The 25,309-nt window shown below is 46.1% G+C and carries 24 protein-coding genes; 11 read left to right on the top strand and 13 right to left on the bottom strand.

Annotated features, from left to right (window positions below; translation table 11 throughout):
• Positions 1 to 249 precede the first annotated feature (249 nt).
• From rpoD to rpsU, 4 genes are all read right to left on the bottom strand, one after another.
• Positions 250 to 2,100 carry an RNA polymerase sigma factor RpoD gene (gene rpoD / locus CEQ32_RS09530; RefSeq protein ID WP_088585920.1) on the bottom strand — a complete coding sequence of 617 codons (1,851 nt, stop codon included), beginning with the start codon at positions 2,098 to 2,100 and terminating at the stop codon, positions 250 to 252.
• Positions 2,101 to 2,235: 135 nt separating this feature from the next.
• The gene (gene dnaG / locus CEQ32_RS09525) at positions 2,236 to 3,960 is read right to left on the bottom strand and encodes a DNA primase (RefSeq protein ID WP_088585919.1); all 1,725 of its coding nucleotides are present in this window, start codon (positions 3,958 to 3,960) and stop codon (positions 2,236 to 2,238) included.
• A gap of 83 nt (positions 3,961 to 4,043) precedes the next feature.
• Complete coding sequence (locus CEQ32_RS09520; RefSeq protein WP_088585918.1) at positions 4,044 to 4,487, bottom strand: GatB/YqeY domain-containing protein; 444 nt, start codon at positions 4,485 to 4,487, stop codon at positions 4,044 to 4,046.
• A gap of 6 nt (positions 4,488 to 4,493) precedes the next feature.
• Entirely contained in the window at positions 4,494 to 4,709 is a 216-nt protein-coding gene (rpsU, locus tag CEQ32_RS09515; RefSeq protein ID WP_006080725.1) for a 30S ribosomal protein S21, read from the bottom strand.
• Positions 4,710 to 4,923: 214 nt separating this feature from the next.
• Between rpsU and tsaD the strand changes: the two genes are divergently transcribed.
• Complete coding sequence (gene tsaD, locus CEQ32_RS09510; protein WP_088585917.1) at positions 4,924 to 5,940, top strand: tRNA (adenosine(37)-N6)-threonylcarbamoyltransferase complex transferase subunit TsaD; 1,017 nt, start codon at positions 4,924 to 4,926, stop codon at positions 5,938 to 5,940.
• 76 nt (positions 5,941 to 6,016) lie between these two features.
• Here the strand turns inward: tsaD and plsY are convergent, their stop codons facing one another.
• The gene (gene plsY, locus CEQ32_RS09505; protein ID WP_037415454.1) at positions 6,017 to 6,628 is read right to left on the bottom strand and encodes a glycerol-3-phosphate 1-O-acyltransferase PlsY; all 612 of its coding nucleotides are present in this window, start codon (positions 6,626 to 6,628) and stop codon (positions 6,017 to 6,019) included.
• Between the two features lie 261 nt (positions 6,629 to 6,889).
• On the opposite strand from plsY, the gene folB reads away from it, so the two are divergent.
• The 5 genes from folB to CEQ32_RS09480 all read left to right on the top strand — a co-directional run bounded on the left by folB (position 6,890) and on the right by CEQ32_RS09480 (position 11,513).
• On the top strand, positions 6,890 to 7,240 hold the full coding sequence (gene folB / locus CEQ32_RS09500) for a dihydroneopterin aldolase (protein ID WP_088585916.1): 351 nt from the start codon (positions 6,890 to 6,892) through the stop codon (positions 7,238 to 7,240).
• 48 nt (positions 7,241 to 7,288) lie between these two features.
• Positions 7,289 to 7,792, top strand: a complete 504-nt coding sequence (folK, locus tag CEQ32_RS09495) for a 2-amino-4-hydroxy-6-hydroxymethyldihydropteridine diphosphokinase (RefSeq protein ID WP_088585915.1) — start codon at positions 7,289 to 7,291, stop codon at positions 7,790 to 7,792.
• Between the two features lie 18 nt (positions 7,793 to 7,810).
• A complete protein-coding gene (locus CEQ32_RS09490) occupies positions 7,811 to 8,611 on the top strand; it encodes an undecaprenyl-diphosphate phosphatase (protein WP_037415463.1) in 801 nt (266 codons plus the stop codon).
• 84 nt (positions 8,612 to 8,695) lie between these two features.
• On the top strand, positions 8,696 to 9,535 hold the full coding sequence (locus tag CEQ32_RS09485; RefSeq protein WP_088585914.1) for a putative RNA methyltransferase: 840 nt from the start codon (positions 8,696 to 8,698) through the stop codon (positions 9,533 to 9,535).
• Positions 9,536 to 9,899: 364 nt separating this feature from the next.
• A complete protein-coding gene (locus CEQ32_RS09480) occupies positions 9,900 to 11,513 on the top strand; it encodes an IS1634-like element ISShes12 family transposase (RefSeq protein ID WP_011715680.1) in 1,614 nt (537 codons plus the stop codon).
• Positions 11,514 to 11,872: 359 nt separating this feature from the next.
• Here CEQ32_RS09480 and CEQ32_RS09475 read toward each other — a convergent pair whose 3' ends face one another.
• Entirely contained in the window at positions 11,873 to 12,139 is a 267-nt protein-coding gene (locus tag CEQ32_RS09475; RefSeq protein WP_007650000.1) for an Lpp/OprI family alanine-zipper lipoprotein, read from the bottom strand.
• A gap of 235 nt (positions 12,140 to 12,374) precedes the next feature.
• A complete protein-coding gene (locus CEQ32_RS09470; protein ID WP_088585913.1) occupies positions 12,375 to 13,625 on the bottom strand; it encodes a multifunctional CCA addition/repair protein in 1,251 nt (416 codons plus the stop codon).
• Between the two features lie 174 nt (positions 13,626 to 13,799).
• On the opposite strand from CEQ32_RS09470, the gene CEQ32_RS09465 reads away from it, so the two are divergent.
• Both CEQ32_RS09465 and CEQ32_RS09460 read left to right on the top strand, forming a co-directional pair.
• Entirely contained in the window at positions 13,800 to 15,467 is a 1,668-nt protein-coding gene (locus CEQ32_RS09465; RefSeq protein WP_088586972.1) for an ExeA family protein, read from the top strand.
• On the top strand, positions 15,467 to 16,579 hold the full coding sequence (locus tag CEQ32_RS09460; RefSeq protein ID WP_069454475.1) for a general secretion pathway protein GspB: 1,113 nt from the start codon (positions 15,467 to 15,469) through the stop codon (positions 16,577 to 16,579). The genes CEQ32_RS09465 and CEQ32_RS09460 overlap by 1 nt, the downstream gene beginning before the upstream one ends.
• A gap of 55 nt (positions 16,580 to 16,634) precedes the next feature.
• Here CEQ32_RS09460 and nhaD read toward each other — a convergent pair whose 3' ends face one another.
• Positions 16,635 to 17,882 carry a sodium:proton antiporter NhaD gene (gene nhaD / locus CEQ32_RS09455; RefSeq protein ID WP_037427613.1) on the bottom strand — a complete coding sequence of 416 codons (1,248 nt, stop codon included), beginning with the start codon at positions 17,880 to 17,882 and terminating at the stop codon, positions 16,635 to 16,637.
• Positions 17,883 to 18,414: 532 nt separating this feature from the next.
• Here nhaD and CEQ32_RS09450 point away from each other — a divergent pair.
• Positions 18,415 to 18,612 carry a hypothetical protein gene (locus CEQ32_RS09450; protein WP_037427612.1) on the top strand — a complete coding sequence of 66 codons (198 nt, stop codon included), beginning with the start codon at positions 18,415 to 18,417 and terminating at the stop codon, positions 18,610 to 18,612.
• A gap of 87 nt (positions 18,613 to 18,699) precedes the next feature.
• On the opposite strand, the gene hemL is transcribed toward CEQ32_RS09450, so the two are convergent.
• The 3 genes from hemL to CEQ32_RS09435 form a co-directional block, all read right to left on the bottom strand.
• A complete protein-coding gene (hemL, locus tag CEQ32_RS09445; protein ID WP_037427610.1) occupies positions 18,700 to 19,992 on the bottom strand; it encodes a glutamate-1-semialdehyde 2,1-aminomutase in 1,293 nt (430 codons plus the stop codon).
• A gap of 26 nt (positions 19,993 to 20,018) precedes the next feature.
• Positions 20,019 to 21,038, bottom strand: a complete 1,020-nt coding sequence (locus tag CEQ32_RS09440) for an aspartate carbamoyltransferase (RefSeq protein ID WP_037427609.1) — start codon at positions 21,036 to 21,038, stop codon at positions 20,019 to 20,021.
• A 210-nt stretch (positions 21,039 to 21,248) separates the two neighbouring features.
• Positions 21,249 to 22,973 (bottom strand): chloride channel protein, encoded by a 1,725-nt coding sequence (locus tag CEQ32_RS09435; RefSeq protein WP_055646726.1) that lies wholly within the window; start codon positions 22,971 to 22,973, stop codon positions 21,249 to 21,251.
• Between the two features lie 74 nt (positions 22,974 to 23,047).
• Between CEQ32_RS09435 and CEQ32_RS09430 the strand changes: the two genes are divergently transcribed.
• A complete protein-coding gene (locus CEQ32_RS09430) occupies positions 23,048 to 23,854 on the top strand; it encodes a DUF6776 family protein (RefSeq protein WP_047537771.1) in 807 nt (268 codons plus the stop codon).
• Positions 23,847 to 24,197, top strand: a complete 351-nt coding sequence (gene erpA, locus CEQ32_RS09425) for an iron-sulfur cluster insertion protein ErpA (protein ID WP_011071517.1) — start codon at positions 23,847 to 23,849, stop codon at positions 24,195 to 24,197. The genes CEQ32_RS09430 and erpA overlap by 8 nt, the downstream gene beginning before the upstream one ends.
• Before the next feature lie 104 nt (positions 24,198 to 24,301).
• On the opposite strand, the gene CEQ32_RS09420 is transcribed toward erpA, so the two are convergent.
• Positions 24,302 to 24,757 carry a hypothetical protein gene (locus CEQ32_RS09420; RefSeq protein ID WP_037415501.1) on the bottom strand — a complete coding sequence of 152 codons (456 nt, stop codon included), beginning with the start codon at positions 24,755 to 24,757 and terminating at the stop codon, positions 24,302 to 24,304.
• A 19-nt stretch (positions 24,758 to 24,776) separates the two neighbouring features.
• Positions 24,777 to 25,157 carry a DUF2750 domain-containing protein gene (locus tag CEQ32_RS09415; RefSeq protein WP_037415505.1) on the bottom strand — a complete coding sequence of 127 codons (381 nt, stop codon included), beginning with the start codon at positions 25,155 to 25,157 and terminating at the stop codon, positions 24,777 to 24,779.
• Positions 25,158 to 25,309: the final 152 nt, after the last annotated feature.

Genomic DNA, 25,309 nt, shown 5'->3' with positions numbered 1-25,309 from the left:
GCTTGTCACCCGTGTTTTTCGATGAAATTCACCGAATCGATTCAATTGGTTATCTGTTAATCAACAGTTGTTTCTGCAAAGGTTTTTTGCCGTGCGATTCATGGTGCAAGGTAATTTAACTCTCTGATTTTGAAAGGGGGTTGAGCTGTATATTGTGCTGGTTTGTTACTCGTTAACTGAATGATGGCGAAAAAAAGCCCCGCAGTGCGGGGCTTAGGCTTAATATTTGACACTTATCTATTCGTCTATCTATTCGTCTAAGAAGGACTTTAAGATTTCTGAGCGTGAAGGGTGACGCAGTTTACGCAGCGCTTTTGCTTCAATTTGACGGATACGTTCACGGGTTACGTCAAATTGTTTGCCCACTTCTTCTAGCGTGTGGTCGGTGTTCATGTCGATACCAAAACGCATGCGCAGTACTTTGGCTTCACGGGCTGTTAGACCTGCTAATACCTCATGGGTAGCGCTCTTCAAGCTTTCGCTGGTGGCACTGTCCAGAGGTAATTCGAGGGTGGTATCCTCGATAAAATCGCCTAAATGTGAATCTTCATCGTCACCGATTGGGGTTTCCATGGAGATCGGTTCTTTAGCGATTTTCAGTACCTTACGGATTTTGTCTTCCGGCATCATCATTCGCTCTGCCAATTCTTCAGGTGAGGGTTCGCGGCCCATTTCCTGTAGCATTTGGCGAGAGATACGGTTCAGCTTGTTGATGGTTTCGATCATGTGTACTGGAATACGGATCGTACGGGCTTGGTCCGCGATTGAGCGGGTGATTGCCTGACGGATCCACCAAGTCGCATAGGTCGAGAACTTGTAACCACGGCGATATTCAAATTTATCAACAGCCTTCATCAGACCGATGTTACCTTCTTGGATTAAGTCCAAGAATTGCAGACCGCGGTTGGTGTATTTCTTAGCGATAGAAATTACCAGACGTAAGTTTGCCTCAACCATTTCTTTCTTCGCACGACGAGCTTTAGCCTCACCGATTGACATGCGGCGGTTAATATCTTTAATCGCGGCAATAACTAAGCCTGTTTCTTCTTCGATGGCGGCCAGTTTGCTACGGCAGCGCTGCACGTCATCCTCAACCATTCTTAAGCCTTCGGCATAAGGTTTGTTTGAGTTTTTTTCTGCATTAAACCAATCGAGGTTGGTTTCGTTACCAGTGAAGAACTTAACAAAGTTTTTCTTTGGCATTTTGGCTTGTTCGACGCAAAGCTTCATCAGGAGACGCTCTTGCACGCGAACACGGTCCATCATCGAACGCATACTTTTCACTAAGCGGTCAAATTGCTTAGGTACTAGACGGAACTCTTTAAAAATCTCACCGATCTCAAACAGTGCTTTGATCGATTCTGGATGTTCACGGCCTTTGGCTTCGATGATTTTGAGCGCGTTTTCGTAGGCGGTTCTTAACTGGCTAAAGCGTTCACGAGCCTCTTCAGGATCGGGACCTTTATTACCATCATCATCGCCGTCGGCATCACCGTCTTCGTCTTCCTCGTCTTCCTCATCATCTTCATCTTCAAGATCTTCTTCTGATAATTCAGAACCGATGTGAGTAGCGGTTGGGCCTAAGTCTTCTTCGTCAGGGTTAACAAATCCAGAGATAATATCAGACAGGCGCAGTTCATCGGCTTCATACTGGTCGTATTGCTCAAGGATCATAGCGATCGCTTGTGGGTATTCGGCTACTGAGCTTTGAACTGTGTTAATGCCTTCTTCGATGCGTTTGGCGATAACGATTTCGCCTTCACGGGTCAGCAGTTCAACGGTACCCATTTCGCGCATGTACATACGCACAGGATCCGTGGTGCGGCCAAGCTCACTTTCTACCGTGGCAAGGGCGGCGGCTGCTTCTTCTGCTGCATCTTCGTCTGTGTTGTCTTCCGACATCATCATGTCATCGGCATCGGGAGCCTCTTCGAATACCCGAATACCCATGTCATTTATCATCTGGATAATATCTTCGATCTGGTCAGAATCGACCATGTCTGCAGGTAAGTGATCGTTCACTTCTGCATAGGTTAAGTAACCTTGCTCTTTACCTTTGGCAAGCAACAGCTTGAGTTGCGACTGCGGAGTATGATCCATAGATATCATCCAAGTTGGGAAACTGTTACAACGACGGACAGTTAGCTCGTGCTAAGTGCCGCGCAAATCGTCAATTATAGCCATGTGCACTTACCTGTGCTAGTCACTGGGATACTGAATGAGGACATTTTTGCCTCAGTTTAGTCCTTTCATGACTGAGATCAGCTTCTGCAGCTGGATCTTTTCTTCCTTAGTATGGGTCTGTTTTAGACTCAATTCCTGATATCGTTGTTCAATATATTGATTGTTCAACCAAACCAGGGTCTGTTTAAACTTTTCGAGCAAGTTTTCTTCCGCCACTTGATGGTCCCATTGGGCTAATTTATGCAGCGTCCCGCTGTGGGGGCTGTCTCTGAATTGCTCAAGTAGTTGTGCGCTGTTTAACTTATGCTCTCGAGTTAACGCCAACAGCAATGGCAGCAAGTCGATGCCTGGCATTTGCAGATGGTTTAATGCTGGTTGCGGAGATAACCCCAGTCCCAGCTCGGGATGCTGTACTAACAAGGCGATGGCAAGTCGCAATGGTGTACCGCGTCCTTTGAGTCCCGTTGATGCTGTGGGCTTAGTTTGTTTGACACTAAAACCCAGTTTTTTCTTCATATCGTCTGAGCTGTTCATACCTAACTTATGAGCTAAGCTCTCAAGTAGGAGGTTTTGCAGCACAGTGTCTTGAATTTTTTCAATTAGGCCAAAGGCTTGTTTGGCTAAATTACCTTTATCGGTACCGTATTTCGTCGTTAATGTATCAAACAAAAATTCGGGCAGGCTGATAGCACTGTCCATCAGTTGCTCGAATGCGTCTTTACCAATCTTGCGAACCATTGAATCTGGATCTTCAGATTGCGATAAAAACATAAAACGTACTTTATCCCCGGGTTTTAACAGGGGCAAGGCAGTTTCTAAGGCGCGCCAGGCGGCCTCATTACCGGCTCTATCGCCGTCGTAGCAGCAAATGACTTCTTTAGCACTACGCAGCAACAATTGAAATTGTTCAGCTGTCGTCGAGGTGCCAAGCGATGCAACCGCATAATCGACACCATATTGGGCTAGGGCAACGACGTCCATATAGCCTTCGACAATCAGTACTTTGTCTGGATCACGATGACGTTGCTTTAGCTCGTATAGGCCGTAGAGCTCATTACCCTTATGAAATATGGGCGTTTCTGGCGAATTCAAGTACTTGGGTGTGCCATCTCCCAATACTCTGCCACCAAATCCAACCACACGACCACGGCGGTCGCGAATGGGAAACATCAGGCGGTCACGGAATCTATCGTATCTTTTACCGCTGTCATTGCTGATCAGCATGCCAGCGGTCAGGAGTTTATCCTGTGCATCTTGACTGTGTCGGTAGCGGCTTAATAAGCCATCCCAACCGTCGGGCGCAAAACCAATCCCAAAATGCTCAACAATATCATCGGATAATCCGCGATAGGCGAGGTAGTCGATGACTTTTTGCTTGTCTTGATGTTGTCTTAACTGGGTTTGAAAAAAGCGACTCGCTTCTTCCATTAATTGGTAGAGATCACGGCTTAGGCCATCGTCTTGGCGTTTACCCGTGCCTTGTTCTCTGGGGACTTCTAAGCCCAGTTGTCCGGCAAGATCTTCAATAGCATCGATAAAATCGAGTCTGTCGTACTCCATCACAAAATCGATGGCGTTGCCGTGGGCTCCGCAGCCAAAGCAATGATAAAACTGTTTATCGCGGCTAACGGTAAACGAAGGTGATTTTTCACTATGAAAAGGACAACAGGCCGAGTAGTTTTTACCCGCCTTTTTCAAGGGCACCTTGCGGTCGATAAGTTCGACGATGTCGGTGCGAGCGATTAGCTCATTGATAAAATCACGAGGTATTGCCATTGAGTGCTTAAAATCTCGCCTTGCGCGAATTTAAACAAACAAGCCGCGCATAGGCACGGCTTGTTCATACATTGAAACGCTAATTATTGCAATTTTGCACGGATCATAGCGCCGATAGCGCCCATGTCTGCACGTCCTTGAACTTTAGGTTTTAATGCTCCCATTACTTTGCCCATATCCGCCATGGAGGATGCGCCTATTTCAGCAATAGCAGCATCGATGAGCGCGGCAATTTCCGCCTCAGAGAGGGGAGTAGGCAGGAAAGCTTCAATAACTTGAATCTCTTCTGCTTCTGCTGCGGCCAACTCGCTACGACCCGCTGCTTCATATTGAGCAATCGAATCGCGACGTTGTTTCACCATTTTGGTTAAGACAGCTATAACTTGCTCATCATTCAGAGTTTCGCGGGTATCCACTTCAATCTGTTTTATGGCTGCAAGTGCCATACGAATAGTGCTCAATCTCGCCTTCTCTTTGGCGATCATGGCCTGCTTCATGTGGTCTTTTAGCTGATCAATTAGGCTCATAAGAGATTAGTATAAACGTACGCGACGTGCGTTTTCGCGAGAAAGCTTTTTAGCTAAACGTTTAACTGCAGCTGCTTTTGCGCGCTTACGAGCAGTAGTTGGCTTCTCGTAGAATTCACGAGCACGCACGTCGGCTAAAATACCAGCTTTTTCACAAGAGCGCTTGAAACGACGCAGAGCTACGTCGAATGGTTCGTTTTCACGTACTTTAATAATTGGCATACGCCATCACCCCTTAGGTGTAGGTTGTCTGGTTCAATGACTTGAACCAAGTGTATTTAAAATGGTGCGGAATTTTATACCGAGACCACTAGGCTTGTAAAGCCCTAATCATTTCAGCTTGGTTTGGGGGGCTGAATAACGTGATTGTCGGCTGGAGTAATTGTCATCATGCAGGTAGAATTAGCGCCCTTTAAACGTTTTGATTTGAGGCACCATGCGGGTTCTAGGTATTGAGACATCCTGTGACGAGACAGGTATTGCCGTTTATGACGATAAGCTGGGTTTACTTTCCCATGCGTTATATAGTCAGGTTAAGTTGCATGCGGATTATGGTGGCGTGGTGCCTGAACTGGCCTCCCGCGACCATGTGCGCAAAATTGTCCCGCTTATCCGCCAAGCGTTGAAAAACGCCAATACCGACATTGCCGACATCGACGGTATCGCTTATACCAAAGGCCCTGGATTAATTGGGGCTTTATTAGTGGGCGCCTGTGTTGGTCGCTCACTTGCCTTTGCGTGGAACAAACCAGCAATCGGTGTACATCATATGGAAGGGCATTTGCTGGCACCTATGCTTGAGGAAGATGCTCCGGAGTTTCCTTTTGTTGCACTGTTGGTGTCTGGCGGCCACTCTATGTTAGTGAAGGTTGATGGTATCGGCCTTTATCAAGTCTTAGGAGAGTCGGTGGATGACGCCGCCGGTGAAGCCTTCGATAAAACGGCCAAGTTAATGGGGCTGGATTATCCTGGGGGGCCACGGCTTGCCAAACTTGCCGCCAAAGGCGAGCCTGCTGGTTATCAATTCCCGCGTCCAATGACAGATAGACCTGGGCTTGATTTTAGTTTCTCTGGCCTTAAAACCTTTACCGCCAATACCATTGCCGCTGAACCTGATGATGAGCAAACCCGCGCCAACATCGCCCGAGCTTTTGAAGAAGCGGTTGTAGATACCTTAGCGATTAAATGTCGCCGCGCCTTAAAACAGACCGGTTATAACGGTTTAGTGATTGCCGGTGGCGTGAGTGCCAACACCCGCTTACGCGAAACCTTGGCTGAGATGATGACCTCTATTGGTGGTCGCGTTTATTATCCTCGTGGTGAATTTTGTACTGATAATGGCGCCATGATTGCCTTTGCTGGATTACAGCGTTTGAAGGCTGGGCAGCAGGAAGACTTAGCAGTAAAAGGTCAACCGCGATGGCCGCTCGATACCTTGCCGCCTGTTACTTGATATTCTGCGAGTTAATCTAAATAAAAACAGTGCATTAAGCACTGTTTTTATTTATGTATGATAATGCTCAAATGGCTTAGGGCGGAGGAGGACGCTTTTTACGTGATACCTTAGATTCTTCCCCTTTGAGAAGTCGCTGAATATTCTCTTTATGGCGAATGATTATCAAGGTCGAGAGCATCGCAACTGGAATGGTAAACCTATCGTCAAGCCACCAAGTATAAAGTGGTGCAAGCAATGCGGTAATAATGGCAGCAAGGGAAGAGTAGCGGCTAATCAAGACTAAGACGACCCAAGATGCCATCAAACAAATGGCCAAGTCATCACCAATTGGTGCCATGGCTCCAAACGCTGTTGCAACACCTTTGCCACCCTTAAAACCAAAAAAGATCGGATAGATATGGCCAAGACAGGCGGCGATGGCGATAAGGCCGAGGGAAATGGCGTCAATTCCCATTAAATAGGCAAGATACGTTGGTAGAGCACCCTTCAGCATGTCGAAAAATAACACCATGGCAGCCGAACTTGCGCCGCCAATGCGCAGCACATTGGTTGCTCCGGGGTTGCCCGATCCCTGCGTTCTTGGGTCGGGAAGGCCTCTTATCCTACACACTAGCACAGCACTTGAGACAGAACCGGCTAAATAGGCGGCCACAATCATCAAAAGTGTCAGTGTTAATTGACTCACATTGGTTTCCTTACACGTCTTAAGGTATTATCGCGCCACAATTTAACGGCCACTTGGCAAGCATTCAGTCATAAGCGATGGCGATTACGCAACTTATCAGGTTGCGATAGTTTCTGAACGAACAAATCCTTTTGGGCGTTATCCTACTTCGGATTGGCCCGAGTAGAAAGTAAATTAGTCGTTCAATTCAACGGTGGATTATACAGACTCTATGGCGTTTAGCTTATCAGACCTCATTGGCATGAGTGAGTAGGAATTAATATGGATAAAGTGCTTATTCGACAATTACGTATTGATACTGTGATTGGCGTCTATGAATGGGAAAAGAAAATTCACCAAAGCTTGTTTTTAGATCTGGATATAGCTTGGGATAATAAGGCCGCAGCGATAACAGACGATTATCAATACGCGCTCTGCTATGAGACGGTATCGAATCGCCTGACTCAGCTCATTACCGAAAAGCCCATTGAGTTGATTGAGACGGTTGCCGAGCGGGTTGCCCAGTGTTTGCTGACCGAGTTTAAGGTGAGTTGGGTAAAAGTGGTGGTGATGAAGCCAGGTGCTGTCCCTTCAGCCGCTTCTGTTGGGGTTGAGATTGAGCGCTCACGTTAATTGAATCTTTAGATTCGGGTTTTCGGTTTGGACGGTTCGGACATTCGTATGGCACGTATATACATTAGTTTAGGTAGTAATATAGAACCCACTCGCTACCTTAAGGCGGGCTTGCTGTCCTTACGGGAATACTTTGGCCCGCTGCAACTCTCCTCAATGTACGAGAGTGAAGCGGTTGGATTTAATGGTACCAACTTTTTAAACATGGTGGTCTGTGCACAAACGAGTCTGAATATTGCTGAGGTAGTTGCGCAGTTTAAGCAAATCGAGCAAAATCACGGCCGGTTGGTGGGGGCCAAAAAGTTTAGTCCAAGAACCTTAGATATTGACCTATTGCTTTACGATGATGTCGCTTGTCAGACCCCAGTGGTACTGCCCCGCGCCGAAATTGTCAGTAATGCTTTTGTGCTTTGGCCTTTAGCGGAAATCGCCCCCAATTTGATTCACCCATTGCAGCTAAAAACCTATGCCGCAATGTGGGATGAATATGATAAAACGTCACAAAAGCTTTGGCCGGTGGCCTTTGAATGGCCTTTTGGACTGACTTTTTAATTGATTGATAGGATTGTCATGGATACATTTCAGGTAATTATTTTAGCGTTAATTCAAGGATTAACAGAGTTCCTCCCCATTTCAAGTTCGGCGCACCTTATCCTACCTGCACAGCTTTTAGGCTGGGAAGATCAAGGGTTATCCTTCGATGTTGCCGTGAATACAGGTTCATTGTTTGCCGTAGTGATTTATTTTAGGCATGAACTTTGGGCTATGTTTAAGGCGTGGATTGCCAGCATGGTTAAAGGTCAGCATTCTGACGATAGCAAACTGGCATGGTGGATTATTCTTGCTACTTTACCTGCGGTATTTTTTGGTTTTATGGCCAAAGACTTTATCGAAACCCATTTACGCAATGCCGGCGTTATTGCTGTGACAACAGTGGTCTTTGGTTTGCTGCTTTGGTGGGCGGATAAGATGTCACGCCGTGATTTGACGGTTTATCAAACGGGGTGGCGCAAGGCATTATTAATTGGTTTTGCTCAGGCGCTGGCGTTAATCCCGGGGACATCTCGCTCAGGTGCGACGATGACCGCCGCGCTGATGTTAGGTCTTAGCCGCGATGCTGCTGCGCGTTTCTCGTTCTTGATGTCTGTACCTGTCAGCTTAGGCGCGGCTATTTTAGTGGGTAAAGATTTGGCTGAAAGCCCGCTTCCCATTGACTATCAAGCGCTTACACTAGGCACTGTGATTTCTTTCGCTGCGGCTTATCTGTGTATACATTATTTCTTGAAAATCATTAGCCGCATGGGTATGACGCCTTTCGTTATTTATCGTCTTGCCCTTGGTGCTGTGTTGTGTGGATTTATCTTCTTATAATGCACTCGCTCTTTTGCCAAAAAATCGGGTCAAGTACCCGATTTTTGTGTTTTTAGGCATGAATTTTCGTATTTGGAGTTGTTTATGAGCCTTCAATATCAATGTCCTACATGTAGTTTGCCACTGATGCAACATCAGGCGTCCCAAGGTTTTTATTGTGCCAATAAGCACCACTTTGATAAGAATGAAGCTGGATATTGGGTGTTCACCAAGCCTGCTCGTCAAAAGCCGACGGGGGATAGTCGTCAACAGGTCAGAGCTAAACGTTTCTTACTCGAGTCGGGGATTTTTACGCCTTTAATCGACAAAATGGGTGAGATGATTGCTGCGCATTTACAGGCTGATGATTGTTTGTTGGACTACGAGTGTGCTGAGGGCTTTTATTTACGTGCGTTATCTTCGTTGCTGTCAAGGCTGACAAATGGGATGAACGTCCACTACAGTGGCGTTTCGGATGCAGAAAATACTATTTTTGCTGCAGCTAAAGCGCAAACGCCAGCATCGCTCTATCTCAGTACATCCAAAACGTTACCCTTTGCAGATAATTGCTTCGATTTTATTACTGTTGTCGATAAGCCGTTGAAGGGAAAAGAATGCGTCCGCGTGCTTAAAGAGCAAGGGCTTATGTTGCAGGTGATCCCAGGTGCTCGGCATTTATGGCAACTCAAGACGCTCATTTATCCAGAACTCATTGAAAAATCAGTCCAAATAAATTTACCTACTGGGTTAATCGTAAAAGAGCAGCAGCGAGTGCAATTTAGTTTATCGATAACAGGTGAACAAGTTTTGGTATTGCTTGATATGACACCTTATGCGTGGCGTGCATCGGATAAAGTCAAACACCTTATTCGGACTCAAGTATTCAATAATCTAGAAATTGACTTTATTTTAGTCTTAGCGCAAAAGTCTTTAATCAGATCTTAACTCGCTAAAATAAATAATCGTATTGGATGTTTTTTAACCTATTCATAAGCTTAGGTATTCTATTACTTGATGCTTCTGTAGAGTGAATAATGCAAGTGCATGATAATAATCGAGCTTTTATGTTGCTTTCATGTTAATCTAGGACTGCATGCCTTGAAGTTTTTATTTATTCAGCCGTCGTTCATTACAGATATAACCTCTTAACTGCTTTTGTCTCGCAAATTGCTTGAGTTTGCGCTGTTGTACTTTCATTAAAATACCCGTTAAGAGATTTAACCGTCATTCCGCACCTAATTTTCGATTTAAAAAACTTGACGGCGATCGGTCATTCTGATCTATTACTCTCTTTTGCAGGTAATTCATCATGGCCGCTCCCGCTATCTCTATCCGTAACCTCGACCACCTTGGTTTGGTCGCTGCACTTTGCCAAGAACTCGGCATTGCTCGCATGATTGATGCGGTGCTACCCAAAACGCCGCCCTACAAAGTCTCACATGGTGAAGCGTTGGTGGCGATGATACTGAACGGTCTTGGCTTTCATAGTTCGACCTTGCACATGTTCCCGCAATTCTTTGCCAACAAGCCTGTAGAACGCCTGATTGGCCCGGGGATCTGTGCCGATGACCTCAATGATGATGTGCTCGGCCGCTGCCTTGATGCCCTCTTTGAGGCCGATGTCAGCACGCTTTATCAGGTGATGGCGGAGCAGGTCGTTGAACGATTGGGGCTCAAAAGTACTGCAGTACACCTCGATATCACCAGCTTCCACGTCGATGGCGCCTATGACCAAGCCGATGGCGAGCAGCTCGGTAAGTTGCAATTGGTACGGGGCTATAGCCGCGACCATCGGCCAGAGCTAAACCAGGTTATCCTGGAGCTTATCTGTGAAAATCAGGCCGGCCTGCCCATCTACATGCAAGCCTTGAGTGGTAATATTAATGATACCAAGGCCTTTGCCCAGACGGTACGGCGCCACTTGAGCAGTCTCAAGGCCGCGCAGGAGAGTCGTTATCTGGTCGGCGATGCGGCGCTGTATTGCGCCGACACCTTGCAACTACTGGCACAACAGCAACAGTTGTTCGTGACTCGTGTGCCTGTCACCCTCAATGAAGCCAAGCGAGCCGTGGCAACCATTGGCACCCAGTCGCTGGTTGCGCTGGGCAATGGCTATCATGGCTGTTGGCAAAGCGCCAATTATGCCGACGTCGCGCAGCGTTGGTTGCTGGTGCGCAGCGAACAGGCCAGCCACCGTGAGCAGCAAACATTAGCCAAAAACCTACTGAAAGACAGCACGCGTGAACTGAAAGCCTTCAACAAATTATGTGCCCAGCGTTTTGCCTGCGAGACCGATGCGCAGGCTGAATTAGCCCGTTTTGCTGTCAGCTTAAATCTGCTGCAACTAGAAGCAGAAGTCGTGAGTGAACCTATCTATGCAGGGCGCGGAAGGCCCCAAAAGGGTGAAATGCCGGTGAACTACCAATTTCACATCAAGGGGTTAGCCGCAAGTAGCTTGGCGCGGGTGGCTGAGGCGCGCAACCAGACAGGGGTGTTCATCCTCGCGACCAATGATCACAGTGAAACGCTCACCATGGCTGAGCTGTTGGCTACCTATAAAGCCCAGCAGAATGTCGAGCGTGGTTTTAGGTTTCTGAAAAGTCCCGAATTTTTAACCTCCTCGTTATATCTTAAAAAACCGGAACGTATCGAAGCGTTGCTGATGGTGATGACCTGTAGCCTGATGATTTATGCGGCGCTGGAGCACCGGATCCGGCAGGGCTTAGTAGAGCAGAACCGGAGTGTGGCGGACATGAAAAAGAAACCCACGCAAAAACCGACTGCGCGGTGGATTTTTTTACGCTTTGGCGGGGTGCACGAGTACCAGTTGGGAGAGGCGCCACCTCAAGTCACAGGACTCACAGTGGACCAGCAGATCATTCTCGACGTGTTAGGCGAACGGTATCGGCAAATTTATTCCTAAATCAGGTGCGGAAAGTCGGATTTAATAAAAATAACGTTTTTAGTGAGAACAGGGGAGAGGATTATGAAAAGTGAAAAATCGATTTTACGATGGATATACCAGTTTAAGAATGATTAATACTGGAAAGTCGTTTTCTTTCGATAAGAGTTTATCTTGATGTCAAGCTGAGAGTTTGGTTTGTGAAGCTAATAAGCATTAGCTAAATTTCAGTTATTCAACACAGCTTGGCTTATTACGGAATTAGCTTGTGAAAGCTGACAATCAACCATAAAAAAAGGCTTGGATCGATGTGCTATTCGCTTTCATCTCTCTCAAGCCTTTGATCTTAACCTGATGAATTACAGGTTAATTACCTATCATTACTTCTTGTAACGAGAAGCAACGTTGTCTAGACGGTCGTTAGCGCGTTTAGCTTCTGCTTGTGCGTCCATAGCTGCTGCTTTAGCATCTTTAACGTCTGCAGACAGTTTGCTTTGCTCTGATTTCAGAGAGCCAACATCAGCTGACAATTGATCAACTTTGTTGCCCAGAGTTGCAACGCTTTCTTCCAGAGCAGTAGTGTTTGCACAACCACCTAGTAGGGCAGTCATTGCTAAACCAGCAATCATCAGTACTTTTTTGTTCATTGTAAAAAATCCCTTAAAATAGGTTGGATTTGAATGTTTCGTCACTTGGTAATCGAAACTGCCTAATTATGACATAGCTATTTTAATTTGCTACGAATATTAATGCGTTTAACCACTATAGACATATAAATTTTTTTTTAAAAGCGTTTTTTCCCGGTTATATCGTCATTTCTCATCGAAAAATGGTGTCCCATTTACTAGAAAGTGTTTATGTGTTTACAAAAAAATTACAATTTTATGGCGTCAGTTTGGCTTGTTGGTGTGGCCAGTTGAGTTTCACTTGCTCGACGTTATCAATCCGCCTCAAATTGAGCGCTTGTTTTATCTGTCCTCCCTGAAATCCTGCTGCGATGATGGCTTTTATATCCACATTATTAGCGGCTAAAAAACACGCATTAAGGTAGTCACTTTGCGGGTAGGCTTGATGCTCGAAGCCTGTGCGTCCTCGCATATCGGCGATACAAGCCAATAAGAGTTGATTTAGTCGTTCTGGTTTACGCCAAAAATCGGCTTTATCGAAGACTTTAACAATTGTCTCGGCTCTTAATTCAAATGCTTGGTGTACGTTTTGGTGCAGATCACTAACCAATAGAGCGAGGTCGCGATACTCGTTAGGGACTCGTAACCGTTCACACAGTTTTTTAATGACGGGTAATCCTTTTTGTCCATGGCCATGGTGTTTAGGCCAGTGTTCTTTGGGGCTTAATGCCTTACCCAGATCGTGCACTAAAGCTGCAAAGCGTACCGCTTTGTCTTGAGTCAGTAATGTTGCCTGTGTTAACACCATCAGAGTATGCAGACCTGTATCTATCTCAGGGTGCCACTTTTCCGGTTGTGGGATACCAAAAAGTGCATCAATTTCGGGGAATAGGATTTTCAATGCACCGCATTGCCGCAGCACTTGGAAAAAAATCTCTGGATTGGGGCCGCCGAGACTTTTATCGACTTCTTGCCAAACGCGCTCAGGCGTAAGCGCCGTTAATTCCTCGGTTTGGCTCATATGCTGCATCAAGGACATGGTTTCTGTAGCAATCTTGAAACCTAAACTATGAAAACGTGCGGCAAAGCGTGCCACTCGTAACACCCTTAAAGGATCTTCTGCAAAGGCTGTTGACACATGCCGCAGTTGCCGTGCCTGTATGTCCGCGACACCATTATAGGGATCATACAAATTGCCTTCTTCATCTTGGGCAATCGCGTTAATGGTGAGATCGCGTCTTAGCAAATCTTGCTCTAGGGTAACATCGGGACTGGCATAACAGCTAAAACCACCATAACCCAAACCCACTTTACGCTCCGTACGCGCTAACGCATATTCTTGCTGGGTTTTAGGGTGTAAAAAGACCGGGAAGTCTTTACCTACTTGGCGATAGCCCAATTGCTGCATTTGCTCAGGAGTAGCGCCGACAACCATATAATCTTTATCTTTTATTGGAAGGTTTAGCAGGCTGTCTCGTACAGCGCCGCCAACTAAGTAAATTTTCACAGGATTATTTTAGCGAGTGTGCCATAGGCATAGCTTATCATGATGATGCCATTGCAAGGCGAACTAGAGTGTAGATATTTATTAGAATGTCACATCCATGTTGCTGATGCTTTGACAATATCCTTTGGACGTTTTAACGTGGGGCGTTATTTTTAGCTTAGGATGATTGGTGGTATGTACAAGGCCTTTTATGGACTCAGTGATAACCCTTTTTCGATTGCACCCAATCCACATTATTTATTCTTGAGTGACAGACACAGAGAAGCCTTAGCCCATTTAACCTACGGGTTGGGTGAGACGGGTGGCTTTGTGTTACTAACGGGAGAGGTCGGCACAGGGAAGACAACAGTATCTCGTTGTTTACTAGGACAATTACCTGACAATACTGATACAGCATTTATTTTAAATCCTTCGCTGACTGAGTTGGAGTTACTCGCCACCCTATGCGATGAGTTGAAGATTAGTTATGGTGAAAATCCAACGCTCAAGCAACTGACTGACCATCTGAGCCGTTTTTTACTCGCCAATCATGAGAAGGGCCGCAATACCGTTCTCATCATCGATGAGGCGCAGCATCTGCGTGCCGAAGTATTAGAGCAATTAAGGTTGCTCACCAATCTCGAGACCGATACGAAAAAACTGCTGCAAGTCATTTTGATTGGCCAACCTGAACTCCAACTGCTACTCAAACGACAAGAACTGCGGCAATTAGCCCAGCGGATCACTGCTCGTTATCATTTATTGCCGCTAAATGAAGATGAAATTGCCCTTTACGTATTGCATCGTTTGCAGGTTGCTGGTCGTTTTGAACCTTTATTTACGCGAAAAGCCATTAAGGTACTGCATAAATACAGTGGTGGTATTCCTCGTCTCATCAACTTATTGTGCGAGCGAGCCCTTATGGCTGGGTATGCTCAATCTAAGGTGCCCATTGATCACCATATGGTGAGACAAGCGGCTGCTGAAGTATTAGGGGAGGAAGAACCGCAGCAGCATAAGTATCTGTGGCCAAGTGCTATCGCCGCCGCATTGGTACTAGCTTTTGGAGTATCCTATTGGTTGTTTACGGATAAACTCGCGGTTGCCAATGTGACGACTGAGCCTGTTATCCACGCCAAACAAACAGTTGTAACTGACAGTTCTGTTCAGCAAAGCCAAACGCCAGTAAATAATACTGAACCAGCACTCACTCAAGTGCAAAATACTGTTGTGGCGGCTGACCCAAGTCTGCGGGTATTACAGGAGGCTATCAAACAAAGTCGAAGTATTGATACCGCCTTTGCAGGTCTTTTTAATGTGTGGGGCAAAGTCCCATTTAAAGGCCTCACTGCCTGTCAGTCTGCACGGGAACAGGGGCTGTCATGTTATCAACAGCAGGGAAATTGGATGTCGATTACGCGGCTAAATTATCCTGCCGTTGTATATTTAGTTGATGATAATCAACAAGATTTTTATGGTGCTGTCATTGCAGTTGATAGTGATCAGCTATTGATGCAATTGGGCGAGCAGCAGCTTTGGGTTGATAGAGCTTGGTTCAATCAACACTTTAGCGGCACCTTTGAAATTCTCTGGCAGGCCCCCAATTTACCTATGCTGGAAATTAGCCAAAAATCGAGCCCTGGGCAATTACAGTGGCTGGAGAATGCGCTTGCCCATGTGGCTAAACGACCTTCACGCCGAGTCAGCCAATTTGATCTTAAGTTGGAGAATGATCTTAAAGCCTTTCAAAGCCAACATGGATTGAAGGCTGACGGTATTGCAGGCAATCAAACGTTAGTGAGACTGAATTTGTACTTAAGTGATCAAGGGCCGCGCCTAACCGATAATGGAGCCCAGAGTTAATGTCCATTTTACTCGACGCGGTAACCCGTAATAAACAACAGCAAGCTTCACCTTTACCCGATGCGGTACTAACGCCGAGGGCAAGTTATCCTGCGCCACGCAAGGCTTCTTTCCCTGCTGCAAAATTGTCGCTGCTTGCCGTTGCGATTACTCTTGGTATCGGTGTGGCATGGGGCGTTGCGCATTGGCAACAGGTCAATTCAATGATGCCCTTGAAGGCTAATGATGATAGTAGAAGTGATCTTCAAACGGGCACAGTGATAACTCAGCATGCTTCAAATACAGGTTCTGATAGCTCTGTCTCAACGAGTCAGGCTAACCGGACCGCATCCTTAAATGACCCAGTAAGTGCAGCCACTACGGTTGCCACACAGGAAGATACTGTTACTCAGGGGAACGCCGCAGGATTTCGATTAGCTGGGAAAGTCGCTTTGCCCAGGGAGCAGGTATTAAATGATGTGCCTTTAAGCGCCCAAGCTTATCCGAGCGTAGATTCGTCACAGGTTGTCGCTACAAATACCTCCTCAAATGCTGATCCTAGTTATGATGACTATCTTGCGACGTCAGCGGCCTTAGATGAAACAACTCGCGCCCAGCCATCATCTGCCGAAAATGGGGAGCTGGCGCAAGAGTTTGCCGATCCTGAACCAATAATGTTGGGGGCGAATGCTAATCGTCAAGGGTTAGCAACACTTGAGGCGCTGCGTCAACAAGTTAATGCTGCGGCGACGGATGTTGGCTTGGATACGGCGCAGAGTCGTCAAGATGATGAATTGGTCGCGACCTTCCAAGATGCACTGAAAGAGGTGGAATATGTCAAAGCGGCTAAAACACCTGTGACAGAGCCTAAGCTTGATCCTATCCCTAAAACGGAAAATGGCGATATTCCTAAATACGGGCAACTGCCTGCGGGATTACAACTACAAGTACCAGAATTTAATATTGTTGCCCATGTTTATTCGACGGATGCGAGTCAGCGTTGGTTAAACGTTGACGGTGCCGAGTTACAGGAAGGCGATATGATTGGTGGTAAGTTAAAGATCATTGCCATTCGTCCGCGGGATGTCGTTTTAGACATTCAAGGAACACAGTTTAGGGTTCCGGCGATGTAAGGCATTCTCTTAAGACAAAAGGCGCCTGTTGGCGCCTTTTGTTTATCGTTTTAAATTAAGCAAAGAAGTTATATGCGAGGAATAAAGTTAAGCCATAGCCAACACAGTAGCATAGGAATAGTGCAGGTACATATTTCAAGTAGCTTACAAAAGTGAGCTCTTTTACTTTGCTCATGGCCACGATACCCGCAGCCGAACCAATCACTAACAATGAACCACCTACGCCCACACTGTAGGTTAAGCCTAACCATTCTGGAGTGTTGAGTACAGGTTCTGCTTTTAATAGGGCAGCAGTGAGTGGCACGTTATCGATAAGAGCTGAACCCATGCCTGTGACAAAGTTTGAGATATTTGGATTAAATAGGGCATAGGCCTCGGTCAGCATATCTAAGGTGCCGATTTCTTTAAGCATGCCAACTAGCAATAAAATCCCTAAGAAGAATAACAAAGTGTCATATTCAACTTGGCGGATATATTCAAGGATCTTGATTTCTTCTTTATCGCTGCGCGTTGTATGACCAATCAGGAACATGATGGACAGACCGGTTAAGAAGGTCAGTACTGGAGGGATGCCAAACAAAATGTTGAGTAACATGGTCATTAAAATCGTGCAGAAGAACACGAGGGCAATCAGTAGATCAACCGTTTGATAACTATGTTTAATTGGGGTTGTTGAGACGATACCTTCAGCTTTTAGCGAAAAGAGCGTTGCCAGTAAAACGACACTCACGGCTGATGGGATGAACAGCATTAACAGTTCGGAGATATGCACGTGACCCGCGAGGAAGATCATCAGCGTGGTGACGTCACCAGTGATCAATGCTACACCACCTGAGTTCACTGCGAAAATAATCAACACCGCCATTCTGCGACGCATTTGTTTATCGAGTTTAAAGGTGGTTAACAAACCCAAAGAAACCAATGTAGCAGTGACGTTATCACAAAAGGCGGACAGAATTAGCGAGAATAATGCGACTTGTATCATCAATAACCGAACAGAAACCTTTTGTGGAAAGAGCTTCTGCACCATGATTTGAATCATACCTTTGGCGTTAAGATAGGCCACAAAGGTCATTGTCGACATTAAAAATAGCCACAAGGTGGCAATTTCAAGCAAGTTTTCATTGAGTTGATGAGCAACTAACTTCTCATGGCTAGGATCTCCAGCAGCCATGAATAGTGCTACCCATGAAATACAGCCAAAGAATAAGGTGGTTTTTGCTTTATTAAGGTGGGTTACTTCTTCAAAAATAATACTGAGCAATGCAAGCAGTGCCAGTATGATCAGAAAGGTATATAGCATAACTGCAATTCCAACTGCTGTTTTAATGTCGTGGCAGGCCAAAGGCGAGCTATTGAGTGGCATTATCAAGGCTTAATTAAGTTTGCCGTGTTAACGCGTGCGGATCAGAACATAATGGCGCGAATAACGCAACTGTTAGCTGTAACTCAGTTTTGCGTTGCTTTGTGATGTGTATCTCAGTTGTTTGGGTGTGTTTTTAGTTTTAAATACTGTCTTGTGGTTTTTTGTTGGTTTTTTATGTTGTTTATTTCGGGTTGGTTATTGAGTGTAAAGTAAGATCTACGATTAAAGTCTAAGCCGTTATTTTATCGATCCTGCAATTAATTTTTCTTTAGAGAGAAAATTCTGATTGAAAATTCAATGGTTCAAATTAGATGCTGGATTTGAGTTTATTACCGACAATTGTACGGAATGTGCTGAGTGAGTCACAGATATGACCACGTCGAAATATTGACCGAACAGAAAGTGAGCGGTATCTTGTGCCTCTTTTATCGTTAGGACACTGGATGTTGTATTTTGAGGATGTTGCAAAATGAACTTTGTACTCCGGAGTCTCTTACTCTTAGGCTCTTTGGTTTGGCTGATCTACAGTGGTAAACAATTACTTGCTTTGGGTATATTCCACAATCCTAGCTTAGTGATTGATCACCTCACGTTAACTCTACAAGCCTTAGTCGCAGCGATTATCTTTAAGTCGGCCTTAGGTTCAAAAAAGTCCGATAGCTATTGATTGGGCTAAGATTTGCACAATATTACTTTCAAAAGCTAAGTAAGAAAAAGGGACGCTAATGCGTCCCTTGATATTTTAAGCGCTCGCTTACATTGCCGCTTTCATGCGAGCTAATACGCGATCAGCCGCTTCAAGCGTGAGGCGCAATTCTTCTTCGCCATGGGCCATCGACAGGAAGCCAGCTTCATAAGCACTCGGTGCTAAGTAAACGCCTTCATCTAACATGCCATGGTAGAAAGTGCGGAAGTGCTCAATATTGCACTTAGTCACTTGGTCGAAGCGAGTGATCTGCTCTTGCTCAGTAAAGAAGAAGCCGAACATACCGCCAACATAGTTGATCGCCATTGGGATGCCGTGCTTATCAGCCGCCGCTTTAAAGCCTTCGGCGATGCGCTTGGTTTTAGCGCTCAGCGCTTCGTACAGACCTTCTTCACACAGCGCTTCCATTTGTGCTAGACCCGCTGACATCGCAATAGGGTTACCTGAAAGCGTGCCTGCTTGGTATACAGGGCCAGTTGGTGCGATAAACTGCATCACATCTTTACGACCACCAAATGCACCTACAGGCATACCGCCACCGATGACTTTACCGAGTGTGGTTAAGTCTGGTGTAACGCCATAGTGACCTTGAGCGCCACTTCTTGATACTCGGAAACCTGTCATCACTTCGTCGATAATCAGCAGCGCACCAAACTCATCACACAGGCTACGCAGACCTTCGAGGAAGCCTGGGATAGGTGGAATGCAGTTCATGTTGCCAGCAACGGGTTCGATAATGATGCAAGAAATTTCAGTTGGATATTGCTCGAACAGCGAACGAACAGAATCCAGATCGTTATACACAGCAGTTAAGGTGTGCTTTGCGAAATCTTCAGGAATACCAGGAGAGCTGGGTTGGCCTAAGGTTAATGCACCGGAACCTGCTTTAACTAATAGACAGTCAGCGTGACCATGGTAGCAACCTTCAAATTTTAAGATCTTGTCACGATTAGTAAAACCGCGCGCTAAGCGAATGGCACTCATGGTTGCTTCAGTACCTGAGCTCACCATACGGACTTGCTCGATAGAAGGCACCATGGCGATCACTTTCTCAGCCATTTGTACTTCAAGCTCGGTCGGCGCGCCAAAAGACAGACCATTATGTACCGCAGCCAATACGGCTTCACGGATCTTCGGATGGTTGTGGCCGAGGATCATCGGGCCCCAAGAGCCGACATAGTCGATATAAGCTTTACCATCGGCATCGTAAATATAAGCGCCATCAGCTTTTTCAATAAACAGGGGTGAGCCACCTACACCGTTAAATGCACGAACCGGAGAGTTAACACCGCCGGGGATGGTTTTTTTAGCCTGTTCAAATAGCGCTTCGGAACGGGTCATGTTAAGTCCTTAAAGTATGTAGCCGATTAGCGATCGGCTTTACGTGAATACCAATTAACAGGACACTCATATTTTTCGAGTTGTGAGTCAACCCCGAGTGTCAATGCAAACAGTGCCATACGAATTAACAGTCCATTGTCCGCCTGTCTGAAGATAGCGAGATTAGGATGGCTGTTTAAATCATTATCTAACTCATTAGCTTGTGCTCGCGAATCCCGTGGCAGTGGGTGCATGATCACAGTGTTAGATTTGCAATGTTGGGTGTAAATACTGCGATTCAAACGGAATTTACCGCGGTATTTGTTTGCTTCTTCCTGAGATGGGAAGCGCTCTTCTTGAATGCGAGTCAGATAAAGAATATCTGCTTTATCTAAGTGGCCTTCAAGCTGGTCTGTTATTTTGATGCTATGGCCAGCATTTTCAATGTCTGAGATCACATAATCAGGCATAGCTAATTCAGCTGGTGAAATCAGTGTGAAGCTGATGTTCTTATACATGCACAGCAGGCGTGACAATGAATGCACGGTGCGGCCAAATTTTAAGTCACCGACCATGGCGATATGCATGCCATCGATACCGCGGCCCGCATGACCTAACTCCTTTTGAATGGTAAACAAATCGAGCAAGGCTTGGGTTGGGTGCTCGTTCGAACCATCACCACCGTTGATCACTGGGACGCGGCTACCTTCGGCAAACTCTTTGACAGAGTAAGAGTCAGGGTGGCGCATCGCAATCACATCGGAGTAGGTCGAGAGTACGCGGGCGGTATCGTACAGGGATTCACCCTTAGATAAGGACGAAGAGGCCATACCAGTGGTTTCACGCACATGGCCGCCGAGTAAGTTAAAGGCACAGCCAAAACTGACGCGGGTACGGGTACTTGGCTCGAAAAACAGGTTACCTAAAATGGCGCCTTCGAGCACTTTTGTGCGCTTCTCACGAAGTGCATAGGGCATCATGCGGTGGGCGACATTAAAAATAGTTTGGATTGAATCAAGATCTAACTGGTTTACGGAGAGGATGTGGGATCCTTCGAACTGGTTCATCAGCCTGTTTTCCAATTGCTAGGGGGCGTTCAAGTGCAGATATTGCGCTCGTAGCCCTAATGTTATGTAGGGTGGCTGAGGCGCGATTGTAACAGATGCACCAAGGCAGCGAAATAGCACCCTTGCCTCTGTAATGTATTTTTACCGTGAAACAACAGGATTTTGTGAATCCAATCCACTCTTGGTTGACTGTTTAGTCTGTGATTTGGCTTAGACTTGGCCTGAGCGAATTTCTTGCTGTAGGTTCGACCAACTAATCACCCCTACCACGTTATCTGGCGTGTCTTGATAGATAAAGACTTCACCGCTGCGCTTGGGTGACAGTATTGAATAGACCTCATCTAAGGTTTTGGTATCACTTAGTCCCTGCATGGGATGACGTGAGAGGGTGATGTTGTCATCAAAGGATTGCATCTCAAGGCTGAGCATTTCTATTAGCCCATCGGCATTACGTACTAACACAGGGCGACCTTCGGCGCGTTTTAACACCTCGAGCAGCAGCTCGTCGTTGTTATTGACGATAACGAAGCGTTTATCCATCAAGGCTCGTACGCCTTTTTTCTGTAGCGCCAGATTCACGGGGGCCACTTTATAGCCTAAGCCCATAATTTCTAACTGTTTGAAGAAGATCGAGTTAGTTTTAAAACCTTGATAGGCAATCAAAAATGCGGGAGCTGTGACAAACATCGCGGGCAGAATAATACTGGCATCGTTGGTCATTTCGAGCAGCGCGACTAATGCAGCGAGCGGCGCACTTAGGCAAACGCCCATCATGGCAGTCATGCCTATCACTGTATAGAGGCCAACGTAAGGCGCAATCGAAGGGAATAACATCGCACTGACTAAGGCTAAGATGGCACCGATTAAGGCGCCGATGCCGTAGAGCGGGCCAATCAATCCGCCCGGGATCCCAAGCCCTATTGCCGCAATGGTGGCGATAATCTTTGCGGCAAGCAGGGCGATTAACAGCAATAAACTGGGATGCTCGCTAATGGCTTCACTGATCGCTAAATCTCCAGTGCCCAGCGCCTGCGGCAAGATTAAGCCAATCAGGGTGGTGATACCTCCCGCCAGCAAGAGCCGATAAATCAGTGGCCAGTTTTGCCCCGTGGCAGTGACTTTAAGGAGCGTGTAATTGAAGAAGGCGGCGGCGCAGCCTAGTGCAATACCGCCAAGGGCTAAAATCGGATAGTGATCCAATGGAATATGGATCACCTGAATACGATCAAACTCGTGCACATTACCAAACACCAGTTGGCTGGAAACCGCGCCGCAAATGGCGGATAGCATAATCGGGAAGAAGTAATGCACTTTGTACTCGCGCACGATCACTTCGAGTACAAAAATCACTGCTGCTAGCGGCGCGTTAAAGGTGGCGGCAATCCCTGCTGCAATGCCGCTGGCGCACATAATTCGCACACTATTGTCGGGAAGATTAAATTTTTCGGCTAGAACACTGGCACTTACGGCGCCAAGGTGAATGGCGGGGCCTTCACGGCCCACCGAAAAATTAGTCCCTAAGGCAAACAAGGCCTGAAAAAATTGCCCTGCGGCAGATTGCAGCGGAATTTTGCCATAGTGCAATTTAACCCTATGTAATACATAGGCAATCCCCATGCGCTTGTAACGTTTGGAGCCGAGTTTGGCGACAATCCAGATCAACAAGGCGCCAAAAAGTGGCAACAATGCTCGCCAGTCGGTGATGTTACCCGTAAAATCCTGCGTCTCGATTTGGGTGTAATGGTTTGCCCACAGGAGCAAGAGTCGAAACAACAGGATCACGCAGGAGGCGAAGATGGCGAATAACAAGGCCAGTAAGCACAGCTGCGCACTGATCTTGGCTTGAGATAAATGATCACGTAGCTCGTTAGTTAAGTACTTTTTAGCTGTGCTGATAGCGTCTTGAATCGCGGCTTTATTTATCGTTAATTGCACTGCATTGGCCTGAGTTGTATTGTATCGAACTCGTTCTTGAGTTGATTGTATTTTATATAAGGGGCTGTTACCTAATGCCAAATTATCATCGTTGGCTAGACCGGCTGCAAGTCATGGATTTAAAGTATCGTCCATCGACCAAGTATTTATTGCTATTAGTTTTTGTAGCATTTTTATTGGGCGCTTGGGTGAGCTTTATTGTATTAAACAGTGATGAAGCTGTCGTGAAGCACATTGGTGGGGGTAAATTACAACGTGTTACCGCTGAACTTGAGTTGCAAACCCAGGAACTCGCTACCCGCAATTTAGAGCTATCTGTCGAACGCGAAGCCAATGCGCAAATGCAAGATATGTTTGCACAGCAGATGAAAAAACAAAAAGAGCTAGAGCACGAATTAGCCTTTTATCGCAGTATTATGTCACCAGATGACAACGCTGAAGGTGTGGCTATCCATGGCCTAGAAATGACGCCTGGGGCCTTGGTTGATGAATATAATTTCAAACTGATTTTGACTCAGCTGCAAAAACGTAAGCAGGCGATTCAAGGCCGCACCGAAATCACGCTTATTGGTGTGCAAGATGGTAAATCTGTTGAGTTAAGTGTGAACAAACTCACGGGTTCTAAGCTTGAATTTGATTTTCGCTATTTTCAGGTCATAGATACCAAAGTTACTGTGCCAGCTGGTTTTAATGTGGTGCAAGTCAAAGTGAAAGTGGTGGTGCCTTCGAGCCGCTGGACTAAAAATTCGCAGACAGAACATGTCTATAGTGTCCCTGAATTATTACAGGGTGAAAAAGAACCGCGGGTAATACTTGAACAAAATAGTCAGGTAACGGATAATTTGCCCCAGAAAACTGATGTAAGAGGTAGTAATGACTGATCAAGCTGACGCAACAATGCCAATTAAATTTACCGATGCGGCAGCCGCTAAGGTAAAAGGCTTGTTGGAAGAAGAGCAAAATCCTGCACTTAAGCTACGCGTGTATGTTACTGGCGGTGGTTGTTCTGGATTTCAGTACGGCTTTACCTTTGATGAAAAGGTCAATGAAGGCGACTTCACTGTTGAGAAACAAGGCGTCCAATTGGTCGTCGATCCCATGAGCTTACAATACCTCGTTGGCGGTGAAGTGGATTACACTTCAGGTCTCGAAGGTTCGCGTTTCTTTGTGAAGAACCCTAATGCCACAACCACCTGTGGCTGTGGTGCAAGTTTCTCTGTATAAGCTTGTGTTACAAATGTAGTTAGCTGATATAGAAAATAAAAAAGCCGTCGACAAGACGGCTTTTTTATTGGTAATGATCTACTGAGCTGCGTTGGTATAGGCCGTTAGTTCATAATATTGAGGTTTAACTTGGGCTTAAACCAAGCTTTAACGTCCTTATCGAATGCGATCCAAACCTGCAATAAAGATAAGACAATCAACACAGTAAAAATCACATAGTCAGGTAGTTTCCCCTGCCACTGGCCAAGGTGCACTGTGGTTGGTCCTGCGACGAGGTTGTCAGGATCGTATAACAGTACTGGCAGCATACTTACTAATGCTAACTGCACTAAGGTATAACCTCTTAGCATAATTAGCCCAGCCTTTTGGCGACCTATAATCCCAAGCACCATCAATAGGGTTAACAGGCAGAAAAGTACCCCTTGTTTGGCGATTAAACCGCTTACCGATGCTGCGACATAAAGTAGCAGCAAAGCAATTAAGCGTTTAGGTAAACGGGCTTTTGCCAAGGGTGGCGTAGCCTGCGTTGCCAAAGAGGATTCTTGCTCGCTCAGCGACATTGTGGTTTGCCCTTGTGGATTAGTGGCTTTGTTTAGTGACTAAACGTTGATCTAATTCATAGGGTGGGATCACCACACCTAAGTCGTCCTGTACAGGGAATACGGCAACGAACAGATCGTCATCTTCCATGCCTGGTACCCATCGTTCATGCCATTCATCATAGGGAATCGCTAAGGTTTGGCAGTCGCTCCAATCATCGACTGCCCAAGATTCAGCCGCTTCTTCGGTTGGCCACATTGGGATACAGTCTTCATCTTCAGTGGTTAGCATTACGCAACCATCTTGATCTTGAAGCGTCCATAACACTTTATGTTGCTTGATTTGTTCAACAAGGTAGTCGTAACGCGCTTCTGGAGTCATGCCAGCGGCTTCTGCAAAGGTTTTAACAGTCTTGCTCATGAAAATATCTCTTATGCGTGAATAGGGCGAAGCCTGTCGTGCCACAAAAGTAAAAACGTGGGCACAGCAAAACTCACCAGTTGCCAAGATGGTAACATTAGAGCGGGGTTTGAAAAAGCACAACAGCGCAGCCAAAGCGCTGTTGGCATAGA

Source organism: Shewanella sp. FDAARGOS_354 (genome assembly GCF_002209245.2).
GTDB classification, from domain to species: Bacteria; Pseudomonadota; Gammaproteobacteria; order Enterobacterales; family Shewanellaceae; genus Shewanella; species Shewanella xiamenensis.
This window is presented reverse-complemented; position numbering and strand designations above follow the sequence as displayed.

What these genes read in the sequence shown, in the direction of transcription:
- CEQ32_RS09520 (WP_088585918.1), bottom strand. Translation starts at nt 4,487, where the DNA reads ATGAGCCTAATTGATCAGCTAAAAGACCACATGAAGCAGGCCATGATC.
- CEQ32_RS09415 (WP_037415505.1), bottom strand. Translation starts at nt 25,157, where the DNA reads ATGAGCAAGACTGTTAAAACCTTTGCAGAAGCCGCTGGCATGACTCCA.
- CEQ32_RS09465 (WP_088586972.1), top strand. Translation starts at nt 13,800, where the DNA reads ATGTACAAGGCCTTTTATGGACTCAGTGATAACCCTTTTTCGATTGCA.
- folK (WP_088585915.1), top strand. Translation starts at nt 7,289, where the DNA reads ATGGCACGTATATACATTAGTTTAGGTAGTAATATAGAACCCACTCGC.
- rpoD (WP_088585920.1), bottom strand. Translation starts at nt 2,100, where the DNA reads ATGGATCATACTCCGCAGTCGCAACTCAAGCTGTTGCTTGCCAAAGGT.
- CEQ32_RS09475 (WP_007650000.1), bottom strand. Translation starts at nt 12,139, where the DNA reads ATGAACAAAAAAGTACTGATGATTGCTGGTTTAGCAATGACTGCCCTA.
- CEQ32_RS09485 (WP_088585914.1), top strand. Translation starts at nt 8,696, where the DNA reads ATGAGCCTTCAATATCAATGTCCTACATGTAGTTTGCCACTGATGCAA.
- nhaD (WP_037427613.1), bottom strand. Translation starts at nt 17,882, where the DNA reads ATGCTATATACCTTTCTGATCATACTGGCACTGCTTGCATTGCTCAGT.
- CEQ32_RS09480 (WP_011715680.1), top strand. Translation starts at nt 9,900, where the DNA reads ATGGCCGCTCCCGCTATCTCTATCCGTAACCTCGACCACCTTGGTTTG.
- CEQ32_RS09450 (WP_037427612.1), top strand. Translation starts at nt 18,415, where the DNA reads ATGAACTTTGTACTCCGGAGTCTCTTACTCTTAGGCTCTTTGGTTTGG.
- rpsU (WP_006080725.1), bottom strand. Translation starts at nt 4,709, where the DNA reads ATGCCAATTATTAAAGTACGTGAAAACGAACCATTCGACGTAGCTCTG.
- CEQ32_RS09440 (WP_037427609.1), bottom strand. Translation starts at nt 21,038, where the DNA reads ATGAACCAGTTCGAAGGATCCCACATCCTCTCCGTAAACCAGTTAGAT.
- dnaG (WP_088585919.1), bottom strand. Translation starts at nt 3,960, where the DNA reads ATGGCAATACCTCGTGATTTTATCAATGAGCTAATCGCTCGCACCGAC.
- hemL (WP_037427610.1), bottom strand. Translation starts at nt 19,992, where the DNA reads ATGACCCGTTCCGAAGCGCTATTTGAACAGGCTAAAAAAACCATCCCC.
- CEQ32_RS09490 (WP_037415463.1), top strand. Translation starts at nt 7,811, where the DNA reads ATGGATACATTTCAGGTAATTATTTTAGCGTTAATTCAAGGATTAACA.
- CEQ32_RS09460 (WP_069454475.1), top strand. Translation starts at nt 15,467, where the DNA reads ATGTCCATTTTACTCGACGCGGTAACCCGTAATAAACAACAGCAAGCT.
- tsaD (WP_088585917.1), top strand. Translation starts at nt 4,924, where the DNA reads ATGCGGGTTCTAGGTATTGAGACATCCTGTGACGAGACAGGTATTGCC.
- CEQ32_RS09430 (WP_047537771.1), top strand. Translation starts at nt 23,048, where the DNA reads ATGCCAAATTATCATCGTTGGCTAGACCGGCTGCAAGTCATGGATTTA.
- erpA (WP_011071517.1), top strand. Translation starts at nt 23,847, where the DNA reads ATGACTGATCAAGCTGACGCAACAATGCCAATTAAATTTACCGATGCG.
- folB (WP_088585916.1), top strand. Translation starts at nt 6,890, where the DNA reads ATGGATAAAGTGCTTATTCGACAATTACGTATTGATACTGTGATTGGC.
- CEQ32_RS09420 (WP_037415501.1), bottom strand. Translation starts at nt 24,757, where the DNA reads ATGTCGCTGAGCGAGCAAGAATCCTCTTTGGCAACGCAGGCTACGCCA.